This is a genomic window from Nostoc sp. 'Lobaria pulmonaria (5183) cyanobiont', from assembly GCF_002949795.1.
Lineage (GTDB): Bacteria > Cyanobacteriota > Cyanobacteriia > Cyanobacteriales > Nostocaceae > Nostoc.
Genome location: NZ_CP026692.1, coordinates 6,244,377 through 6,265,355 on the forward strand (window position 1 = coordinate 6,244,377; position 20,979 = coordinate 6,265,355).

Annotated in this window: 19 protein-coding genes and 1 tRNA gene; 8 read left to right on the forward strand and 12 right to left on the reverse strand. The window is 38.7% G+C overall.

Features of this window, described 5'->3' with window-relative positions; translation table 11 throughout:
* Positions 1-678: 678 nt before the first annotated feature.
* The 5 genes from NLP_RS27665 to NLP_RS27685 all read right to left on the reverse strand — a co-directional run bounded on the left by NLP_RS27665 (position 679) and on the right by NLP_RS27685 (position 4,039).
* Entirely contained in the window at positions 679-1,575 is an 897-nt protein-coding gene (locus tag NLP_RS27665) for an inositol oxygenase family protein (RefSeq protein WP_104909128.1), read from the reverse strand.
* Positions 1,576-1,902: 327 nt separating this feature from the next.
* The gene (locus NLP_RS27670; protein ID WP_104909129.1) at positions 1,903-2,226 is read right to left on the reverse strand and encodes a DUF1815 family protein; all 324 of its coding nucleotides are present in this window, start codon (positions 2,224-2,226) and stop codon (positions 1,903-1,905) included.
* A gap of 138 nt (positions 2,227-2,364) precedes the next feature.
* Complete coding sequence (locus tag NLP_RS27675) at positions 2,365-2,874, reverse strand: gluconokinase (protein WP_104909130.1); 510 nt, start codon at positions 2,872-2,874, stop codon at positions 2,365-2,367.
* A 58-nt stretch (positions 2,875-2,932) separates the two neighbouring features.
* Positions 2,933-3,106 (reverse strand): hypothetical protein, encoded by a 174-nt coding sequence (locus NLP_RS27680; protein WP_234017092.1) that lies wholly within the window; start codon positions 3,104-3,106, stop codon positions 2,933-2,935.
* Between the two features lie 84 nt (positions 3,107-3,190).
* On the reverse strand, positions 3,191-4,039 hold the full coding sequence (locus tag NLP_RS27685; RefSeq protein ID WP_104909131.1) for a CmcJ/NvfI family oxidoreductase: 849 nt from the start codon (positions 4,037-4,039) through the stop codon (positions 3,191-3,193).
* Positions 4,040-4,296: 257 nt separating this feature from the next.
* On the opposite strand from NLP_RS27685, the gene NLP_RS27690 reads away from it, so the two are divergent.
* A complete protein-coding gene (locus NLP_RS27690; RefSeq protein ID WP_104909132.1) occupies positions 4,297-4,806 on the forward strand; it encodes a DUF6174 domain-containing protein in 510 nt (169 codons plus the stop codon).
* A gap of 423 nt (positions 4,807-5,229) precedes the next feature.
* Here the strand turns inward: NLP_RS27690 and NLP_RS27695 are convergent, their stop codons facing one another.
* Positions 5,230-6,423, reverse strand: coding sequence for an FAD-dependent oxidoreductase (locus NLP_RS27695; protein ID WP_104909133.1), 1,194 nt, complete (start codon positions 6,421-6,423; stop codon positions 5,230-5,232).
* A gap of 113 nt (positions 6,424-6,536) precedes the next feature.
* Here NLP_RS27695 and NLP_RS35670 point away from each other — a divergent pair, with 113 nt between their 5' ends.
* The 4 genes from NLP_RS35670 (at position 6,537) to NLP_RS27710 (ending at position 8,650) form a co-directional block, all read left to right on the forward strand.
* Complete coding sequence (locus NLP_RS35670) at positions 6,537-6,974, forward strand: (2Fe-2S)-binding protein (RefSeq protein ID WP_267894893.1); 438 nt, start codon at positions 6,537-6,539, stop codon at positions 6,972-6,974.
* Between the two features lie 19 nt (positions 6,975-6,993).
* Positions 6,994-7,086 (forward strand): hypothetical protein, encoded by a 93-nt coding sequence (locus tag NLP_RS35675; RefSeq protein ID WP_267894894.1) that lies wholly within the window; start codon positions 6,994-6,996, stop codon positions 7,084-7,086.
* Complete coding sequence (locus tag NLP_RS27705) at positions 7,073-7,570, forward strand: FAD binding domain-containing protein (protein WP_234017093.1); 498 nt, start codon at positions 7,073-7,075, stop codon at positions 7,568-7,570. Before NLP_RS35675 ends, NLP_RS27705 begins: the two co-directional genes overlap by 14 nt.
* Positions 7,571-7,699: 129 nt before the next feature.
* A complete protein-coding gene (locus NLP_RS27710; RefSeq protein WP_104909134.1) occupies positions 7,700-8,650 on the forward strand; it encodes a xanthine dehydrogenase family protein molybdopterin-binding subunit in 951 nt (316 codons plus the stop codon).
* 1,101 nt (positions 8,651-9,751) lie between these two features.
* Here the strand turns inward: NLP_RS27710 and argJ are convergent.
* From argJ to NLP_RS27725, 3 genes are all read right to left on the reverse strand, one after another.
* Positions 9,752-10,915 (reverse strand): bifunctional glutamate N-acetyltransferase/amino-acid acetyltransferase ArgJ, encoded by a 1,164-nt coding sequence (gene argJ, locus NLP_RS27715; protein ID WP_104909135.1) that lies wholly within the window; start codon positions 10,913-10,915, stop codon positions 9,752-9,754.
* Positions 10,916-11,167: 252 nt separating this feature from the next.
* Positions 11,168-12,682 carry a hybrid sensor histidine kinase/response regulator gene (locus tag NLP_RS27720; RefSeq protein WP_104909136.1) on the reverse strand — a complete coding sequence of 505 codons (1,515 nt, stop codon included), beginning with the start codon at positions 12,680-12,682 and terminating at the stop codon, positions 11,168-11,170.
* Positions 12,683-12,700: 18 nt separating this feature from the next.
* Entirely contained in the window at positions 12,701-14,674 is a 1,974-nt protein-coding gene (locus NLP_RS27725) for a PAS domain S-box protein (RefSeq protein ID WP_104909137.1), read from the reverse strand.
* Between the two features lie 420 nt (positions 14,675-15,094).
* Between NLP_RS27725 and NLP_RS33690 the strand changes: the two genes are divergently transcribed.
* Both NLP_RS33690 and NLP_RS36250 read left to right on the forward strand, forming a co-directional pair.
* Complete coding sequence (locus NLP_RS33690; protein WP_158680556.1) at positions 15,095-15,268, forward strand: hypothetical protein; 174 nt, start codon at positions 15,095-15,097, stop codon at positions 15,266-15,268.
* A 1,107-nt stretch (positions 15,269-16,375) separates the two neighbouring features.
* Complete coding sequence (locus NLP_RS36250; RefSeq protein ID WP_442946634.1) at positions 16,376-16,504, forward strand: hypothetical protein; 129 nt, start codon at positions 16,376-16,378, stop codon at positions 16,502-16,504.
* Positions 16,505-16,889: 385 nt separating this feature from the next.
* Here the strand turns inward: NLP_RS36250 and NLP_RS27735 are convergent.
* Positions 16,890-16,963 (reverse strand) — tRNA-Val (locus NLP_RS27735).
* 224 nt (positions 16,964-17,187) lie between these two features.
* Positions 17,188-17,808, reverse strand: coding sequence for a hypothetical protein (locus NLP_RS27740; protein WP_104909138.1), 621 nt, complete (start codon positions 17,806-17,808; stop codon positions 17,188-17,190).
* 987 nt (positions 17,809-18,795) lie between these two features.
* On the opposite strand from NLP_RS27740, the gene NLP_RS27745 reads away from it, so the two are divergent.
* On the forward strand, positions 18,796-19,956 hold the full coding sequence (locus NLP_RS27745) for a PAS domain-containing protein (RefSeq protein ID WP_104909139.1): 1,161 nt from the start codon (positions 18,796-18,798) through the stop codon (positions 19,954-19,956).
* A 30-nt stretch (positions 19,957-19,986) separates the two neighbouring features.
* On the opposite strand, the gene NLP_RS27750 is transcribed toward NLP_RS27745, so the two are convergent.
* Positions 19,987-20,676, reverse strand: coding sequence for a CPBP family intramembrane glutamic endopeptidase (locus tag NLP_RS27750; protein WP_104909140.1), 690 nt, complete (start codon positions 20,674-20,676; stop codon positions 19,987-19,989).
* Between the last annotated feature and the right edge of the window lie 303 nt (positions 20,677-20,979).

Below are 20,979 nucleotides of genomic sequence, written 5' to 3' on the forward strand. Positions count from 1 at the left end.
TTGGAGTGATTGCTATTAGTTTCACGATAAATGGTTTATTGTTAAAACAAAATCATGAATATTACACTACTTCAAATAATTACATTATTTTTTAGTGGAATTATTTCGTAATGCGTAGCCTGGAAACAGCTTTTAAGTGAAATTTTCAAAAATTAGTTAGTTTTATTAAACTTGTAATCTTTTATTTGTTTTGACTTTTTTCATTTTATCCCGCTTCCGTGCAAAAATTAATTTTGTTTATTGAACTTTACAAATAAAAAAGATTTTAAATCTCTTAATCAAATCCAAAGTCTTCATTTCGAGGTATCTGCATAAATTGGTCTATTCAATATTAGAGTCAATGTTAAAAACGTTAACATTTATCAATCAACCGCTTTCAGAAAAGATACTATTTTAGTAGAGAACTATTTAATTATAAAAGCTAGATTTGGATAAATGCAAACATCCTTTAGTTAGATTTTTTAAACTAACTCAAATCTGCTTGTTAAGCATATTTATTTGTTATTGATCCTCCATCCCTTGAAAGCAATAGAGGAGTAAACAAAATAATATTTTTAAGCCTGATTAAGGATAAAAAACATTTGCATAACTGTTATACATATAATATTTTTTTATTACTATATCCTTTCAGAAATAGAATATTCTGAATTCTGACTTTTGAATTTTTCTTCATGCAGTTTAAAACTTTAATGTTGAAGGTAAATATTGAGCTACCAAATCTTCATAGTATGGTTTTAATTTCTGCCAATCAGAAGAAATAGGGTTTTTTGAATACAAATCGTATGGATTGAATAAACTTACCCATTTAAACATTTCTCGATCGTGTTTATCCATCAAATGTTCATACGCATTTTCACGATGTTGAGGATAAAATGAGTGATAGCGAAGCATATATAATGCAGGTTCAGGCAAATAGTTTTTCATCATCTGATAAAAATACTCATCATGACCCCATGAAAGATGTACATTACTCAATCCACAGTTAGGCTGATAAATGCCATATTTAGTGTTGTAATCGGGGTTATTATAATCAGGATTTTCTTTAAAGAATTCTGAGAAAACAATTCGATCAGAAAATGCACAACCTACAGGATAAGTATCTCCTACAGTAGCCCATTGAGGCTCACCAAATAGACAAAGCACTTTCCCCATATCGTGAAAGAAGCCAGTAAGTACCATCCAGTCAGGATGACCATCGGCGCGAATAGCTTCTGATGTTTGCAATAGATGTTGTAACTGATCGATGTCTGTATCAGGATCGGAATCATCAACCAATTGATTCAAAAATTCGACCGCATCCCAAACAGACATTTCTTTTTTATCAAAATTTAAAAATTCTTTTTCTTTTTGAAGCACAAAATTATATGTTTGATTAATATGATTTAACCGATAAAACTCTTTCACCGTATCTCTAATAGTCGTTTCGTAATTCCTATATTCTTCGCTAGTTTTACCTTCTTTAACTATGCTATCTGGATCTGGATAGCGATTAAGTAAGTCTTCTTCCCATTCTTCTAGTGAATGCAAGGGATTGTTTTGAACCTGAAGAATGGCATTATTTAGAGTTTGAGACATATCTTTCTACTTGTCGATATTGTATTTGTTAAATGGTACTTTCGCACTCTATTATGCACAGGTGTGCAAAACCTGTTTTGGACTTATTATTTATTTTTGCACACGTGTGCAAAAATAAATAATAAGTTTCATTTCGTCTTTGCATACCTATGCATAATCCACTTGCCTAAGTGTCTTATATGACCTATTTGGTTCAGAATAAAATGGTGCTTTTGTTTTTTGCAGATCCGTGCATGAATTTACTAAATATAAGCTAATATTTTATTTTACATACCTGTGCAAAAGTTATACTTATTAATTTTTATGTGTGATTCAATCAGTCTAGTATCAATTTGTCAATTGTACAGTAGTGGAATACTTAACAAGATTAGCCAACTCTTGTAACTGGTTTATCGCTTCTGCACCTTCCAATTTCATTAATTCGCGATCGTCCCACAATTCCATCCAAGTAATTCCGTAATCAGACACTAAAAACCGAATCAGGTGCTTTTCTTTTAGGCTAACCATAAATGAAGCACTCTTCATTTGCTCGCCGCATGTATAACAAGACGCAGTATAGCCACGCCGCTCAAGTATAATTGTCAAGGCTTGCAGGTTCATTACCAAGTCTTGGACGAATTGCTGATGCTGTTGCGCTAATCTTATAAACACTAGTTTTCTCCTACCATTACAGTTATCAGCTTGCTTTGATATTTCTTTAGACTTAACATCTGATGTGATTTAGTTGCTAAAAGTTCGTGTTTTCCTAGATACGTGATTAATCTTAATATTACGGTTGTCACCAATAAGCTAAATTTCCAAAGCCGTTCTAATGTTTTGGACAATTTTATCGGGTGGCTGTTCAATATCCATACATAGAGTATCTACTGGTTCTTCAAGTGTATAAAACTGGCTATCGAGCAGTTTTTCGCTCATGTAATGATTGCTACGTTCTTGCAAGCGCATTTGAATCAACTCATAAGACCCTTTGAGGTAAACTAGCTTGATGCGATCGCCCTTGGCGTTGGCGGAGCCATCGCTATCCAATACCAAAAATTGCCGATAGCTATCTTTTAAAGCCGAACACGCCAGCACCACATTTTTTTTTTCTTGCAGCCAATGTTTTATGGCTGTTTGCAAATCTTGTAACCAAGGCATCCTGTCATCTTCACTCAGAGGGATACCACGGCGCATTTTCTCAACATTCTCTGGCGAGTGGAAAGTATCAGCGTCGTTAAATTTCCATTCTAAGGAGTCTGCTAGCAGTTTTCCGATGGTGGTTTTCCCAGAACCAGACACACCCATTACCAGGATAATCATAAATACTTATTTCCCAAAGATTTCAACAGAAATTGAGTAGCATTTTGAGTAGCATAAATCAAAAGTCTGGACACTCAGCCAAAACTGTTTCTGGGTGGCAGTAATACTTTAAGACTGTAGTCACGTCATCGCCGATCCACAGCGCCACTTTATCCGCCGTGACTCCAGACGCGATCGCTAACGTCGCAAATGTATGTCTGCTGCTGTGTTGAGCGGTTCCGACTCGCGCCACACCTGTGCGCGAAAAACACAGATCAGCGTGCTGACGGTGGACAGTTTCCGAAGCCGATGATGTGGATACCAGCTGTCATCATCCTTATGTAGGATAGAAAACCAGCGTCCGCAATTCAATACTCTCTCTAGCTGGAGCATCTGGTGGGCTAGTTGGGTCATCAAAGCCAGTATGAGCAGGAAACCTCGCCCGTCCGTCCTCTGCGGAGTCAAAGCACTTAAACAATAGTGCCTCCGAGGGTTGCATTTGGGGGAAGTAGAACCATTGATGTGTTGGGTTATAGGTTATTAAGTAGCTTTCACCAGCGTAATCGCGGTACACTATGTCACTAGCTACTAGGTCTATTGGTGCGATACTAAGAGCGTTGCATACTGCTAATGGTGACTTAGAAACTGGGGCGATCGCTCGCCAAATGTTAATCAAAGCAAACCTTTGCTGTAGTAATTCATCAATGTTATCTACCCTTTGTGCTGTCAACTCTTTACGTGCGCGAGTATAGCCAGATTTGGCTGTAAAGTCGTTATGTACATGCTTAATAGGCTCACTGATCCCGCTTTCACCGTTCTGCAAGCGTTGAGCGTTACGGAGAGTGTGATCGAATATCACCACCCGAGTGGCACCTGTTACCTCTTTCAAGAGTTGCTCGGCTTCAGGATAATAGACACGAAGAATCTCATCTTCGTCATAAAAATTACGGACATTGCTATGGGCTACAACAAGTCTAAAGCCTTCTCGATCTAGAGATATGTCTTGCGAAACCGCCCGTATGTTATGGATTGGCACCTTGTGTGTCTCGAACTTCCGGTTGGATGGTGGAATCCCTGGTGGTCGTTCATAGGTATAGATGACAGGTTTTTCTGCCATTGGCGTAAAGTAAGTCAGTTCTGCCTCAATGTGCGGCAGGTCAAGTAAAAAACGACTGTCTAAGCTCATAAAACATCCTTTTCCAGTATAGTTAGATCATTAAATTTGAGTAATTATAAGCTGTGTGTCCGGTTTGAGTGAGCGGACTGGTCGTATTTTAACAGTGAATTCTGTTGTTTTGAAGAGCATTCTTAAAAATGCAGATTTATCTACGAATAAAATTAATTACAAAGATAAAATTTATTTAACCAGCCTCTCGTAAATAAGTTGAAATCTATTGTATTATAATAATAGTTATAGTTTGAAAAAACAATAAATCGATTAATATGCGCTTACCTATCATTCTTAGTGCAACACTATTGCTATCTCTAGGTCTGAACCTAACAGCAATGTCCGAAACTCCCGCAGATAAAGCACAATGCCAGACACAAACGAATAATAACTTGAATTCAAGACGGTTAAGATTTAATAAACGTTTGTGGGAACAAGCAAATATTTCTAACTATCGGATTACAGTTAGCAACAGTTGCTTCTGTATACAAGATGCTAGAGGGCCAGTAGTTATTGAAGTACGTAATGGTCAAACAACTTCAATCACTTCTGTAGCTACTGGGAAACCAGTTAATCCGCAATTCTTTCAAAAATACGACACAATTCCCGAACTCTTTAATGTGATTCAAGATGCTATCAACCGTAAGGCATCCAATCTGGATGTAGAATACAATGCTAAACTTGGCTATCCAACTAAAATTAATATCGATTACAATAGTCAAATAGCTGATGAAGAAATATTTTTGACAATTGAGAATTTTCAGGAACTTAAAACTAGACGCTAAACTGATTAGTTGCGCTCAATGTCGACCAAAAATAGGGGTAATTTAGCACCTCCAAAGCGAGATTTAATACTTCACTTTTAGCCAAAAAGTTAATAGCAATCCAATAGGTTTGGGTTAAGGGTTATTGGTGTAGATAATTGGTCTTTCAAGACGCGACAAATTGAGTCTCTACATCTGGGTTTTGTTACTCATTTTGAACTCTATTGGATCGCTATTAACTTTTCATGAAAATTAACAATTAGATGAAGTTATGTTGATTGTGTGCGAGTAATTCTCAATTACTCAACGAATTTGTTGTGTTTGAGGGCTTGACTAAAAACAGTCACTTCTGATAACCTAAAATTACTCGATAAGATTAGCACTTGCTGTAAATTTAGGCGCTAGTTGTGATAAAAGTAACTTTACTAATACCACACTAATAATTTAACTTTTTACAGATGGCTTAAAGTTGTACACCCATTTGTGAAAATCATCATTAAGACTCATTTGGCGCTCTTGCGTCTGTCCAGTAGATGCCAGGGTGTTAATGTCATAGTACCGCATTTCACCTAAGGCACTACGAGCTTGGATGAGTTTTGTGCGCTCAATGCGACACTGTTCGTAGCTAGTCAGAGCTTCTTGGAGATTAGCTGAATCAGAAAAACACTCTCGCAGTTGGTATACATCTTCAAAAGTGGTATTGGCTCCTTGTCCCATTGCAGGTGCCATTGGATGAGCGGCATCGCCTAAGAGAGTGACTCTGCCTTGACTCCATTGAGTTAACGGTGGGCGATCGCAAATTGGCCCTTCCCAAATTTCCTCGGCTGGTGTCGCTTCTACCACCACTCGGAAGGATTTATCCCAGTCGGCTAATTCATCGAGAATGCGAGATTTCACTTCATTGGTGCTGTGGGAAAGGGAGTACTCAGGCGAAAACTTCCGACTAATCCAACTGGTATAGCCGCCGCCCACATTAAGAAGGTACATAAACTGTTGATTGCCTTTGACAAAAACTAGTTCATAGTCATTAAATAGCTCGTGGCGATACTTAATGACGGCACGCCAACACATACTACCAATATAATTAGGCTTACCCTCGCCAAATAAAGTTTCTCTGATCGCAGAGTTAACCCCATCAGCCCCAATCAGCAAATCTGCATCTACTGATTTTTTTCCATCAAAATGAATTTCTACACCGTTTGCATCTTGCTCAAAGCCGATGCAGCGATGATTGAGGTGAATGATATCAGATGGCAATCTCGATGCTAAGACTTGCTGTAGACGATACCACCAAATAGTTAACAACGGTTGTCCGTATTGTTCTATATATTTAGTTGCGTTAGTTCGGATTGTCTCAGACTGAATATTCTTTAAAACCGTGTGGTGAACCTCGCATCCTGAACTTTTGAGAGTTTCGACAATTCCCGGTGCGATCGCATCTAGAGAATTTAAGCCATTCGGAGCTAGTCCTAGTCCACTTCCCGCCGGACGAAATTCTTGGGCTTTTTCGTATATTTGAACCTCTATCCCTTGGCTTATCAGTGCGATCGCAGTAGCCAAACCGCCTGGGCCAGCACCGACAATCGCAACTTTCTTCACTATGGGTTGGGATAATTTCTGAGTGAGATTTGTGTTCATATTATTAAGTCAGAATTCACTCTTGATTATAAATCTCAGGAAGTCTAGCTAGAATAATCGCAGACTTTTTATCGTTACTATAGTAAATTATGTAATTATTATCTACGTGAAATATGCAAGAAAATTCCTTAGCGTTAATAACTTCAGACTCATTTACCCAGCAAACGAAAATATTCGGTTCAGAGGAAGTAGAATTATCACTGAATGTTAATAATATATCTTACTCCCTGAAGCTAGAACCTCGTGTGACATTACTAGATGCACTTCGAGAAAAGCTGGGTTTGATGGGCACTAAAAAAGCTTGCGATCGCGGTGAATGTGGTGCATATACTGTATTAGTTAATAATCGGCGAATTAACTCTTGTATGACTTTGGCAATCATGCATATTGGTACTGAAATTACCACAATTGAGGGATTACCACAAGATGGTAAACTCCACCCCATGCAAACAGCCTTTATTACCCATGATGCTTTTCAATGTGGATACTGTACATCAGGCCCAATTATCTCAGCCGTAGGAATAGATATTAGAATAACCGCCAAAATATGAAGCAGAAATTCGAGAAAAAATGAGTGGAAACCTTTGCCGTTGTGGAGCATATCTAAATATTATTGCAGCGATTCGGGATGTGCTAGAGGAAATAGAAGATGCAGCCATTTAGTTATGCTAAAGTTACCTCAGAACAAGTGGCGATCGCCACAGTTGAGCAAGACAAAACTGCTGCATTTATTGCTGGTGGCACAGATTTGCTGGGATTAATGAAAGATGGAGTTCAAACAGCGAATATATTAATTGATATTAATAGTTTGCCCTTAGCAGATATTGAATCTCAACCTCAGAGAATCCGCATTGGTGCTATCTCTCGAATGAGCGACGTGGCTTTTCATCCCAAAATTCAGGAATGTTATCCAGTAATTAGCCAAGCTTTATTACAAAGCGCTTCACCGCAACTGCGAAATATAGCAACAGTAGGCGGGAATTTACTACAACGAGTTCGCTGTGCTTATTTTCGCGATCCAGTTTTTCCTTGTAATAAACGTATTCCCGGTATAGGTTGTTCGGCAATTACAGGTTACAATCGAATGCACGCTATTTTCGCAGCTAGCGAACATTGTATTGCCGTTCATCCTTCCGATTTAGCTTAACGAAGATATCTTTACAGCCGCAGCCGCAGTAGCCGTCAAAAAAGCAAAACCGCAAACACACAATGAATTCAAAATTGAGTTAGTCAAACGCACTTTGGTACGCGCCCTCTCAGTTGTGGCAGAAAAATTATGAATAAAATTATTGGGAAACCACTCGATCGCGTTGATGGTAGGCTGAAAGTAACGGGAGAAGCACCTTACACAGCCGATGTGCCAATAGAGAATTTAACTTATGGAGTGATTTTTCAAAGCGCGATCGCCAGTGGTAAAATTATCCAAATAGACGCATCCGCAGCCGCAGTCGCCCCTGGTGTGCTAGATGTTGTTACTCACCAACAAACCCCATCTCTGGTAAAAATACCCTTCCCGATTACAGGAAACTCAATGACAGTTGCGAGTGTTTCTCCGGCGGTGTATAAAGCAGTGATCGCGGCACGGGATAAGATAATTAAAATGGCGATCGAAGATGCAAATTCTCTGCTTTATGGCTCGCAAGCAGAAGATATTACCGTTGAGTCAGGGGAAATATTCTTAAAACAAGACCCATCGAAGCGAGACAGATACACCGATATTCTGCGCCGTCATGGATTAGAAAGTTTAGAAGTTACAGAGGAATCGTCACTCAAGCCAGAGAGCCAAGAATACGCCAAACACTCTTTTGGGGCGATATTTATCGAAGTTGCAGTTGATGAATTGTTGGGAGAAATCAAAGTTAGACGTTGCGTAGGCGTTTATGGTGCTGGGCGAATTCTCAACTTCAAGACAGCGCGGAGTCAAGTTATCGGCGGGATTACCTGGGGAATCGGTATGGCGCTGATGGAGAAAACTGTAATGGATGCTAATCAGGGCAGAATAGTTGGTGCTAACCTTTCCGATTACCTGATTCCGGTTCATGCAGATATCCCCAATATGGAAGTGCAATTTATTGAAGAACGCGATCCTTATGTGAATGCACTAGGAACCAAAAGCTTGGGGGAACTTCCGATTGTTGGGCTAGCTGCTGCCATATCTAATGCAGTTTATCATGCCACAGGTAAGCGGATTCGCGATCTGCCAATTACACCAGATAAGTTGCTGTGAGTAAATCGGTTTGTACAGAGAAGGGGTTAGGACATGAGGGCAACCCTAAAACCCTTTCTCTTACATAACTTCTACCTGAATACACCTATGAGGAATGCTGTGCCCCCCTACAACAGATATGGTTCAAATACATAAGATGCTCTAGCAGTCTTTGTGCTTCTTGCGATCGCGAGTTTTGAGTCTGTCCCCAGCTGGGTTGAGCTATGAGCATTACTGTTAAAGGCGTTAGACAAACACCCACAGTCAAAAGACTGGTAAGAAATTTTTTCATAAAATAGCGCAGAGGTAGCTGTTTTAATTAGGTCTTAACAGAAGCTGTTCTTACCAACATCATGATGTTTTTTATAAACATTGCAATGTTTCTTATTAATATCATGATATTTGTGAGGAATATTGCAATGTTTCGTATTAATATTGCAATGTTTGTAAGGAATGTTGGAATGTTTGTGAGAAACATTCCAATGTTTCTTATTAATATCGTGTTTGTCGTTATAAATCTCTAAAAGCTCAGGAGCATAAATATACACCCCTATAGATGAAATAATTCACGATCGATAAGGTTTTGCCAGAATGGCGATCGTTTTTTGTTGCGAATTGAACTGGATTTCATCTACTACATATAAACCAATACGCTTGGGTTAAGCATTTTTTCTCTTCTCTCTGTTTCCTCTGCGCCTCTGCGGTTCGTTAAAAAAAAGCCCAAAAACCCTCATTGGTGTTAACTTAAGAAAAAATCTGCTTTGAGAGGACGTTTTACCCTCATCTCCTAACCCCTTCTCCCAAGTAGGGAGAAGGGGAACTAGAGAATTTGCTCCCCTCTCCCAATTTTGGGAGAGGGGTTGGGGGTGAGGGTCAAACCTGAAAAGTTCGCCAAATCTAGCTTATACGTTAAGTTGACACCAATGAAAAACCCTTCCCCTCTGCACCTCGGCCCCCTGCGGTCTTAATGATAAGTCTTTAACCGGACATGATATTAGGGACTTTTGCAAAAGGTATAATGAGAAATCGTCCCTAATCGACCCTTATCTACGAGACGCTCCCCTCTCGCAATTTTGGGAGAAGGAGTTGCAGGCAAATTTTGCATTTATGCAAGAAGTCTAATCAAGTTGAGTATTTACCATTAATTTCTATATAACCCTCTGAAAGATCGCAACCCCATACAGTTGCAGAGGATTCGCCAATATTAAGGCTAACATGAATATTTACTTTATCTTTAGACATAATTTTGCGTAACTGTTCCAAATTTTCATCAGTTAAACTACTAGGATAAACTTTCACATTATCAAAACGAATAACAACTCTTTCTGGATTGATCTGATGTTCGTTTTCACATTTACCTATAGCCATAGCAACTCTTCCCCAATTCGGATCGGCTCCATAAACAGCAGTTTTTACTAATGGTGAATTGACAATTGCTTTAGCTACTGTTTTAGCTTGTGCATAGTTAATCGCTGAATCTACAGTCACCTCAATTATCTTAGTAGCACCTTCTGCATCTCGTGCAATTTTCAGCACTAATTCCTGTGCAACTTCTTGCAATGCACTAGCAAAATCTGGTTCTGAAACTTCACCGGCTATTCCATTAGCAAGAATCACAGCAGAGTCACTAGTAGAAGTATCCGTATCTACACTCAGGCAATTAAAGGTTTTATCTATAGTAGAGCGAAAAATAGAACGAAGGTTATTCGCAGAAATTGCAGCGTCAGTAAAAAAGAAAGTTAAGAGGGTAGCCATATTAGGCTCTATCATGCCAACACCTTTGGCAATTCCTACTAGCTTGGCATTTCCTATTTGCCGTGTAGCTAGTTTCGCTACTGTATCAGTAGTCATAATACCACGAGCTGCGGCATGAAAATCAGCATCAGTCAATTTTTTACCCAATCCTAATAAACCAGCCCGGATTTTTTCAATAGGGTAACGTCTGCCAATTACACCTGTAGAAGCTATCACAATATTATGTGCAGTAATTCCAGTTTCAGTTGCAACTAATTGCAGAACCTCTTGGGCGTCAGCGATGCCAACAGAACCATTAGCTACATTTGCATTTTTAGATATAACGACAATTCCTTGTGCTTGTGAATCTTTTAAGTTCCCGCGGCTAATAGTAACACTTGGCCCAGCAAAAAGGCTTTGAGTGAAGACTCCATCTGCAACACAAGGAACTGATGATTTAATAAAGACAAAATCATCAGTTGTATCTCGTATTCCCAAATTAGTGATGAATGCACTAAAACCTTGAGGCGTGGAAGATATAGTTAATGACATTTTTTGATATTTAATAATTTCCTTTAATTATCTCATAGCAAGTTCGGGTAATAACTTATCATAAATTCTATTAATATAGATTGGTTTGGATGGCAGGGAAACCCAACACGAACAACTCTCAAATTTATGAAATTTTAATATCAAAAACCTATTAGTATTTCAAAGCAACTTTGCTAAGTCTCCAAAAATTTGACAACATAAAAATTTTTCCTTACTCCCCACCTCACCTAGCAATTTCTGGATTATCGAGTACTATAAATCAGTTAATGCAAGAGTGAATGTAGTCCATCCATTGCCACTTTCTACTTGAATATTTCCTTGCAATTGTTCGACTAATTTCTGTACTATAGATAAACCTAATCCCGAACCACCTTGATTCCAGATATCTGCATTGGGAATACGATAAAATTTATCAAATATCCGTGGTAACTTTGTTACCGGAATTTCTGCTGAATTACTGACAGTAATAATAGTTTTTGCAGGTGCTTCCGAGGAATTGTGACTTACACTTAAGACAATTTCACCACCCGCAGGTGTATATTTACAGGCATTATTGAGCAATTCTACTATGATGCGTTCCAAGCTAATGCCATCTGAGAATAGCGGCGGGAGATTTGCAGGGAAATTCGGCTGTAGAGTTTGCTGATGTTCTTGAACACGGATTTGAAACGGCTCAATAACCCAAAGTAACCACTGTTGTAAGAGCAACGTATCAGGTGTAATAACTGGATAGGATGAGCTTTCTAGCCGTTGTAAGTCTAGTAGATCGTTGATTAATTCTAGTTCGCGATCGCACTCGCTTTCCATTACTTTTAGATAGCGTTGAGCATCCTCAGCATTATTAGATAGTTGTATCATTTGAATCATCATCTTGATACTACTCAGAGGCGATCGCAGTTCGTGAGAAACTAAATTCAAAAAGTCATTTTTGAGTTGATTTATCTCTTCCCATTGCACCACAAGTTGTTCTTGCTCAATTTGCTTTTGACGCGCCTCAATCGCTCGTTTGCGCTCAGTAATATCTCGAAACACTAATACAGCGCCTGTAATATTATCTTTGTCATCTTTAATCGGTGCAGCGCTGTGATCAATTGGTATTTCTGCACCATCTTTAGTAATCAAAATTGTTTCTGCGGGAAGATTAACGATCGTACCATCTTGAAGAACTTTTATAATCGGACTTTCAATAGGGTTATGAGTTTTGCCATTAGCAATATTAAATACTTCTGAGGAATTTCTGCCACAAGCTTCTGACTGTTTCCATCCAGTCAGATTTTCAGCAACCGGATTCATAAAAGTAATTAAATCTTGTAAGTCGCTAGCAATCACACCATCACTGATACTTTTTAAAAGTGCATCCAGCCATTTTTTATTAACTTTTAATTGCTTTTCCAAACTATGTTTAATCAAAGTTATTTCAATATTTGTTTGTAATTCTCTTTCTTTAAAAGGTTTCAGTAGGTATCCAAACGACTCAGTTATCTTAGCTCGTTCTAATGTGTTCTCATCTGCATAAGCAGTCAAATAAATTACTGGAATATCCAAACGCTTATAGATTTCTTCAGCAGCTTGTATCCCGTCTATTGACCCTTTAAGCTTGATATCCATCAGGACTAAATCTGGAGATATTTCTCTTGCTATATTAATCGCTTCTTCTCCTGAAGAAGCGATAGCAGGTACTGTATAACCAAATTTATTAAGCCGATATTGTAAGTCTTTGGCAACAATAGCTTCATCTTCCACAACTAAAATTTTTGCGTTTGTCATCTTTTATTAATTGCGTATTTATGGTAAAGGAAATGTCACTTGACACTCTACTCCAGTAGCGCCTGTAATATTGATATTTCCTGCTAGCTGATGGGTTAAAGCATCTACCAACTCCCAGCCTAATGATGCAAGTTTTTTTAAATCAAAGTTTGGTGGTAAGCCAATACCGTTATCACTAACTATCAGTGTCAATTTGTTATTAATTATCTTCTTGATTTCAATATGAATTGCACCATTACTGCCTTTGGTAAATGCATATTTTAAGGAATTAGATACAAGTTCATGGATAATTAAGCTACAAGGAATTGCTGTATCTAAACCGAGGGAGATACAATCTTCGGTATTGATTGTCAAAGTGATCGCGTTTTCATCGACTTCATAAGCAGTAAATAAACTTGCTACCAAATCTCGAATATATTCACCAAAATTAATCTTTGCTAAGTCTTGAGATTGATACAATTTTTCGTGAACGAGAGCCATTGATGCAATCCGCTGCTGGCTTTGTTGAAATATTACCAAATCTTCTTTGTCTTTGATATATGCAGATTGCAGGTTTAGCAGACTAGAAATAACCTGTAAATTATTTTTGACTCGATGGTAAATTTCTTTTAATAACACCTCTTTTTCCAATAGTGATGCTTTAATTTGCTCCTCCCACTGCTTGCGTTCGCGCTGCGCGGCTTTCCGTTCGTTAATGTCTTCGACTACAGAAATAAAATATTTTGGCTCCCCACTAGATTCGCGCATTAAAGACACAGTGAGATTAACCCAAACTATGGAATTATCTTTGCGGAAATAGCGCTTTTCCATCGAGTAAGTTTGAATATTATCTGCTAAAATCTGCTCAACATATTTCAGGTTAGTATTAAGGTCGTCTGGATGAGTAATATCTTGGAAAGTTAGCAACTGTAGTTCTTCGAGTGTGTAACCGAGAAGATCGCAAAGCTTCTGATTAACTAACAACCAGCTTCCATCGATTGCGATATGGGCAATACCAACAGCAGCTTGATGGAATGCAGCACGAAATCGCTGTTCGCTCTCTCGCAATGCTTCTTCTATTCGCTGGCGTTCAGTAATTTCTGTCTGTAGTGATTTGTTGATTTTTGTTAACTCTGCTGTCCTTTCCTCAACCATGCTTTCTAATTGGTTAAGTAGGCTATTTAGTGTCTCCTCTGCTTGCTTGCGATCGGTAATATCAGTATGCGATCCTGCCATTCGTACTACATTACCATCTTCATCCCACAGTGCTTGCCCTCGATCTAAAATCCATTTATAGGTGCCATCTTTACATAAAGCTCGATACTCGGCAATGTAAAACGGTGTTTTCTGAGCAAAGTGATCTTGAACCGCTTGTTTCACCCAATCAAGATCGTTCGGATGCACTCGTGTTACGCATTCATCTAAATGGTTAGAAATTTCATTATCTTCGTAACCAAGCATTTCTTTCCAGCGAGCCGAGAAGAAAACTTCATTGGTTTTAACATTCCAGTCCCAAATTCCATCATTATTGCCGCGCAAAGCTAATTGCCAGCGTTGTTCGCTTTCCCTCAACACCTCCTCAGTCCGTATGCGTTCAGCAATTTCCCTTGCTAGTTGGTAGTTTGCAGCCTCTAGTTGGGCAGGATTCGATAGAGCCAGCACCTGCGGCATTAATGGCACAAGCTGTATAGCCGTTAATACGGAGACAAAAGCAGTGATAGCTTTGAGCAACCCTGATAGCCAATAGGTAGGATACCAAAGCGTCCATACATCCATTAAATGAGTTGTGCCACAAGCAACGATGAATGTGCTAAACATTAGGAATATCCAGCCGAAAGGCATATCTCGCCGCTTACGAACAAAATAAACCAACATCACTGGAATTGAATAATAAGCAAGTCCAGTTAACACATCTGAAATCAGATGTAACCACACCAATCCTGGTTTCCAAAGGTAGCAATGTCCGTGGGGAATAAACTGGCTAGTAGAGAAAAAATTATTTAAAAATTCCATTATAAAAACCTATACATTGCACAAGTCTTCACCAAAGCCTGAAGTGCGAAAGAAGAGCTTTTTAACCTTAGACCTCTGTAGACGCGCAAATGCCTAGAGATTAGCTCTCACATTCTAAAGGAGAACTACGTTTGGCATTCGTCAGAGTTTTCCCGTACTAGTTTTAGGTTAGAATCGAGTAGTAGCTTGAGCTTCTATATTCTGTGTTCGTCATCTTCTCTGAGTTTTTTAATCTGACTAATATAAGATTTATTAAAATTAAAGTACCGCGATCGCTTTGGTTATTGTTACCGTATATTCTCTGAAATCAACCATTTACATAGATAAAAACCTTCAAAAATCACAGTAATATTTCGGTTATATAATAATCTAATTTTAATCTAGTTGCATACGTGTATTTGCGGGCTAACTCAACTCAGTTTGGCTAGGTCAGCACTATTAATCTGTCATATAGTGTCCGGTCAAAGACTTATCATTGACACCGCAGAGAGCAGGGGAAAAGCTCACGATCAAGATTTGGAGACAGAGCAACTGGCATTAGATGAGGCTGAGGCAGCAAATCGCATCTGTACCGAGTGGCAAAACTATCAGTAACCCGATGCTCTTGTAGCTCTCAAAAATCTAGGTGTTTTCATCGCTACATCGGTAAAGTTGGCTCGAAGCTCAATAGGTGCGTCTGAGCATTTCAGAGTATATTTGTTTGGACTAGGTATAGAACCCATTTGACATCTAAGAAGGTGCTGCAAGCCTCTTAACCATAAGCCGAATAATGGCATTAGCTAGAGTTCTCTCAAAGTTCTTAACGAGAATTTTACATCTCGCAATCCTTGCATTTGAACGTTCTCTTCCCCCACCTCGCAGCAACCGGAACAAACCCAGACTGCCCTAATTCTTTGTTTTCTTGTTTTGATGGTTTTGGCGAAAGTTCAAACCTGATTTTCGTGATAATCTGGGGATAAAACTTTTCTAACTCTTCCCTCAGATGTTCCGGGTGATAACCGTGGTCTAGCAAAATGGTGATTTTGGGAATATTAACGGGCTTTGACTGGAAATAATCAATGTCAGTAGACCGAAAACTTCTGCGATCGCTCTATGATTGATACCTATGAATCTGATTATTGCCTAAAAAACTGTATTTTTTAATACGCTTTGTGAAAACTCGTTAAGAGCTATTACATAAGTAAAATTAATCAATATTTTGGTTGATTTCCGGGGCTTATTTATAAGTGAATCTTATTATTCATGCCTCACAATCACCTTTTGGACAATTCTCCAAAAACGGTATCATACACTACTATTTTTTAGCGATCGCAGAAGTTTTCGGTCTACTGATTGTAAATAAAGTTTTTTAACTTAAGTTAAAATTGAGTCTATAGTCAACTATTCACTCTGGGATGATTCTGTCTCGCCAGAGTGAATAGTTGACTAGCCTCAAATGTTGCGACATTAATTTGTGAACGGTTATCTAGAAGAAGTAACGACACTAATTTGTGAAATAGCGACATTCAATTTGTGAATGCACAACAAGTGTACAGTGACTAATTATTTGTCACGACGACAAATAATTAGTCACTGTACATGGGTGGGTTGAAAGAGTAGGTGTCATGCTACAACTTCACATGAGTCTTGTGGCAACAACCCTCCAGGTACTGGGTGGGTTGAAAGGACTTTGTAAAATCTAAATCCATCTGATTAGCCGAAGTGGCAACAACCCTCCAGGTACTGGGTGGGTTGAAAGATATTGATTGGGTGCGATCGCTCGTAGTTGAGTGCTTTGATGTGGCAACAACCCTCCAGGTACTGCGTGGGTTGAAAGTTTTGGGTTGGTAGGCTATCAAAAATTGCCGTAAAGTGGCAACAACCCTCCAGCTACTGGGTGGGTTGAAAGCGCTCAAATCTCGTAGGGGATGAGCGGCTATTGGTGGCAACAACCCTCCAGGTACTGGGTGGGTTGAAAGCCAAATCTGAAACTATTACGCACGCAAAAATGTTGTAATAACCCGCCAGGTACTAACTAGGTGGGTTATCATAATTTTTATAGGGAGGGTTGAAAGAGAGCGCTACGTTGACATTATCGCTATAGTCTCTGAAAATAAATGACATTAATCTGTCACTGGCACTTAAACGACATCAATTTGTCCCGACGACAGATAATTAGTCTCAACGACATTAATCTGTCACCGATGACAAATAATTAGTCACTGTACAACAAGAATGGACGTAACTGGATTCGAACCAGTGACCTCTACGATGTCAACGTAGCGCTCTAACCAACTGAGCTATACGTCCTTAACCACACAATTACCGATAGTAGCATATACTTCTCTGATAAGGCAAGATAAAAGACAAAATCAGGCGAACTCTATCACTCCCTAAGTAATCAAGCGCAGATGATGTGAAGTATTTGTTTGATTTGTAAAGGAGCTTGCACCACTTGCTACAAATCAAACAAATAAGTCAAATTCTCTTCCCTTTTGCCTCCAGCAAGACTACCTAATTTCCTGAAAGCGTCTTTAAGTTTCTCGAATCCAAAATGCCAATCCTCCCCCACGACCGCGAGCTGCAATGAAATCTTCTGTCACTAAAAAGAAGCCAAAGAAGGGTAATTTCGCTATAGGTTGGTTGTAGAAATCTTCTGTCTGAACTTTACCAGCACGGATTGCTCTGTTGTAAACAACACGACCAAACAAACTGATAATCATCTGGTTAAAGTCAAACGCTAATAAATTTTTCTTAGCGAAATATTGCACTGGCCCCGTGAGCTTCAGTGAAACTGGGTTAAACTCAACCTGATTAGCAATTTCGCCTATGTTTGAATCCTGTTCCAAAGTGGCATTAAAAGAAACATGGATTGCTATAAACTTGGGTACATAGAAACCATTGCCTAATACAATTCCCCCGCTACCTTTGTTTTTCTTAGTGCCAGTGACAAAGCAAAGTTGCCATTTACCGAGAAGAAACTCAAACGGATAAGTCAACCGTTGCTGCTTGGCAGTTTTTTCTGCTTGTAGCAACGCCTTTACTAATATTTCAGCACTAGGGCGTATGCGTTGTGGTTGTCGATACGTAACCGCAGCTTGGGATAGCACGGTAACAAAGTCAAATGTTGCTGTAGGTGTTAAATTAGCCGTCATGAAGCCACTCTAGATTTAACTATTTCTTTGCTTTACTGATAAATTGTAGCGTTCATCTGCAACAAGGCACATCTTTCATCCGTAGTATCCACTAGAAGTATGTCGCTCGATTTAAGTTACTAGTGGTAATATTAATTCTGCGTCTAACACATATGTAATTCTATTTACCACTTTTTCTCCCGTTCTTACGGATATGCCTGGAATTACAACTTGGACAATTCATATTCAAGTACCCACTAATTCATACTCCATTATGCAACGCCGAATTTTGTTGTGATTTTTATTAATAGGCAACGTATTCATAATCACAAACAAACTTAACTTAGATTCTATGTCTTTAGTAGTATTTGCTTGATTCTTGTGATGGAAGTTGGGGAAACTGTTATCAGTTACTCTTAGTAACAATGGAAACAATTATCATTAGCACTGAATCCTTCATTGGAGGAATGACAAAGCGGGTTCAACAATAATAGTTAGAAATTACGGCTGAGATGTAGAGTTTTCCAACTGTGGTAGGTATCTGCTCTTTGCTAGTGATCATTTTGACTGGCTTATCAGTTTAGTCAAAAATTAGCACAATCGTTAGATGGCAGATTTGGCACTAGTATTTAGCTTATTTTACAGAATTTTACCACCAAAGGTAGAAGTAATACTTAGCAAAATACCGTACAATTTCTTATAAAAAAATATCTGAGTAGCAACAGTTATAATAAACACTTTGTAATTTGCTAGATTAAATTTACTTTGAGCTTCTAGGTTGAATGCGACACGTGTCATTTAAAAACTGGCCCATCTGTAGCGACTGTAAGATATAAATTATCAAAAACCTAAAATAAATGTAATTTTATAAGTTAAATTGCATAAAAATTGCAGTTTACAACCAGTTAAATTTATCACTCAATAAAATTAGGAATGCTGCAACTTTTTCAAAGATTTACCTAGTAGATTTTTTGCTCAACTTCTGCAAGCAAGTAGCGGTTATTTAAGGTGAACATAGAAAAATTTATCCAACGCACAGAAATATTGCACAAGCGTTTAGCAGATTTATACCAAACTGCTAGTATACTACCTTGGATTTCCCCCGATCTGTTGCCGGAAGCTTTTAAGGAACTCTATAACACCTCAAAGATAGTACAGTTAGCAGCAGAGGAACTTTATCAGCAAAATGAGGAACTAGTAAAAACACGGAATTGGCTAGAAGGAGAACGCCACCACTACCAAGATTTATTCGAGTTGGCGCCAGACGGCTATTTAGTGACTAATACAGAAGGAATCATCCAAGAAGCTAACCTCACCGCAGCTAAGTTGTTGAATGTTGCAAAGCATTTTTTAGTGGGCAAACCAATAGTTAACTTTGTCCCTCTAGAAGAACGTCAGCAAGTTCGCAACGAACTGATACATTTATCGCAATCAGACAGAGTTAGAGAGTTATTGGTACGTTTGCAGCAACGTCATGGCGAGTCCTTTGATGCAGCTTTGACAGTTGCAGTTGTCCGCAATCACCAGGGTAAGGCAATCTCTCTACGTTGGATACTGCGTAATATTACTGGGCGTCAGCACTTAGCAGTTAAGGACGACAGTGAAATTTTCAACCAGCGCCTCCTACATAAATATGCTAAAGGAGAAACTATTGCCCTCAACCCATTAGTAATTTGGTATGTTTCTCAGGGTTTTGTCAAACTCAGTACCTACTGTGAAACGGGTGAAGAAGTGCTGATAGGATTGGCAACAGCAGGAATGGTTTTTGGTTCTAGTTTGACATCTTTAAACATTTACCAAGCAACAGCCCTCGCTGATGTTGAGTTGGTGCCAATTTACACGGTAGAGGTAGCAGCTTCTCCAACACTTAGCCATACACTTTTACCAAAAATTAATCAGCGGTTACAGCAAACAGAATCTTTTTTAGTCATTTGTGGAAGACGGCGAGTACAAGATCGCTTGTACCATCTATTACAACTTTTGAAACGAGAAGTGGGTGAAACTGTACCAGAGGGAACTCGCCTAAGTGTTCGCTTTACTCACGAAGATATTGCTAGCGCCTGCTGTACTACTAGGGTAACAATTACAAGATTGATGGGTAAATTACAAGAAGAAGGTACGATCGGTTTCGACTTAAAAAAACACATTATCTTGAGAGATGTTGATTAATTAGTTCGCTATAGATTGATGACATTTTTGTTAAGCAAAGATAAGTTGCCAGCCAATCAGGAAAATTGCTATATCTGCAAAAACATGGCTGATGTATCCAGGCCAAATCGAGCAATAATTCAAGTAGCACCATGACCAAACCGCCCCTGCTAGAAACACCCCCAATGAGCATAATGTTGTCGCACGCCAGTCGAAGTAAGCTGCCAAACCAACAACGTGATGAATCGTAAAAAACAGTGCAGATAGTACTATAGCTAAAGGACTTGATACCAAAATTTCACATTTACGATAGACAAACCAACGCCAGACAAATTCCTCAAGCAAAGAGTTGATAAATATCCAATATCCTGAACCTACTAAGTAGATCGCAAAACTGTTCAATCCAACTTGCCTTGCTCGATCGCGAACATATTCAACATCTATCCATTTTGCCCCCAGCAGCCAATAAACAATCAAAATGATGCCTAGCATTAATAGCCCTAATCCAACTCCAGCTAATAAATCGCGTCTTTTAGGATATTCAACTTTTAAATTCTCTTTATCGATAAATAACAACCAGATAATGGGTAGTACCAACAACCAGATTTTAGATAATAAAGCTACTAAATGTCCTTGGAAGCCAGGAAGTATATACAGTTGAGTTGTAATACCAATGCTCGGAACTGGCACAAGTAACAACAGAGCTAGTAGTGCATTTTGATTTTGGTTAGGTTTTAACATGGGAAAGTTTTGTTGTATTTCGATGGTTTTAACTTTTAAACTACATCTATTTTGAAATCCATAGTTTTGATGTCAGGTTAGGGTGATTACTTGTAATAAAATCTATCAGTGTAGGTTGTGCTAGAGCTTGCTTTTCCGTAGGGATATGGTAGTAAAACCCAACATTAATAAGGATAAAATGTTGGGTTTTGTTCCTCAACCTAACCTACAGATATTACAAGGGTTTAACTTAACATGATATTAAACGTAGTGGAAACATCTCGATCCCATCTAGAAGTATCAGACATTTTGCCCACAATACTC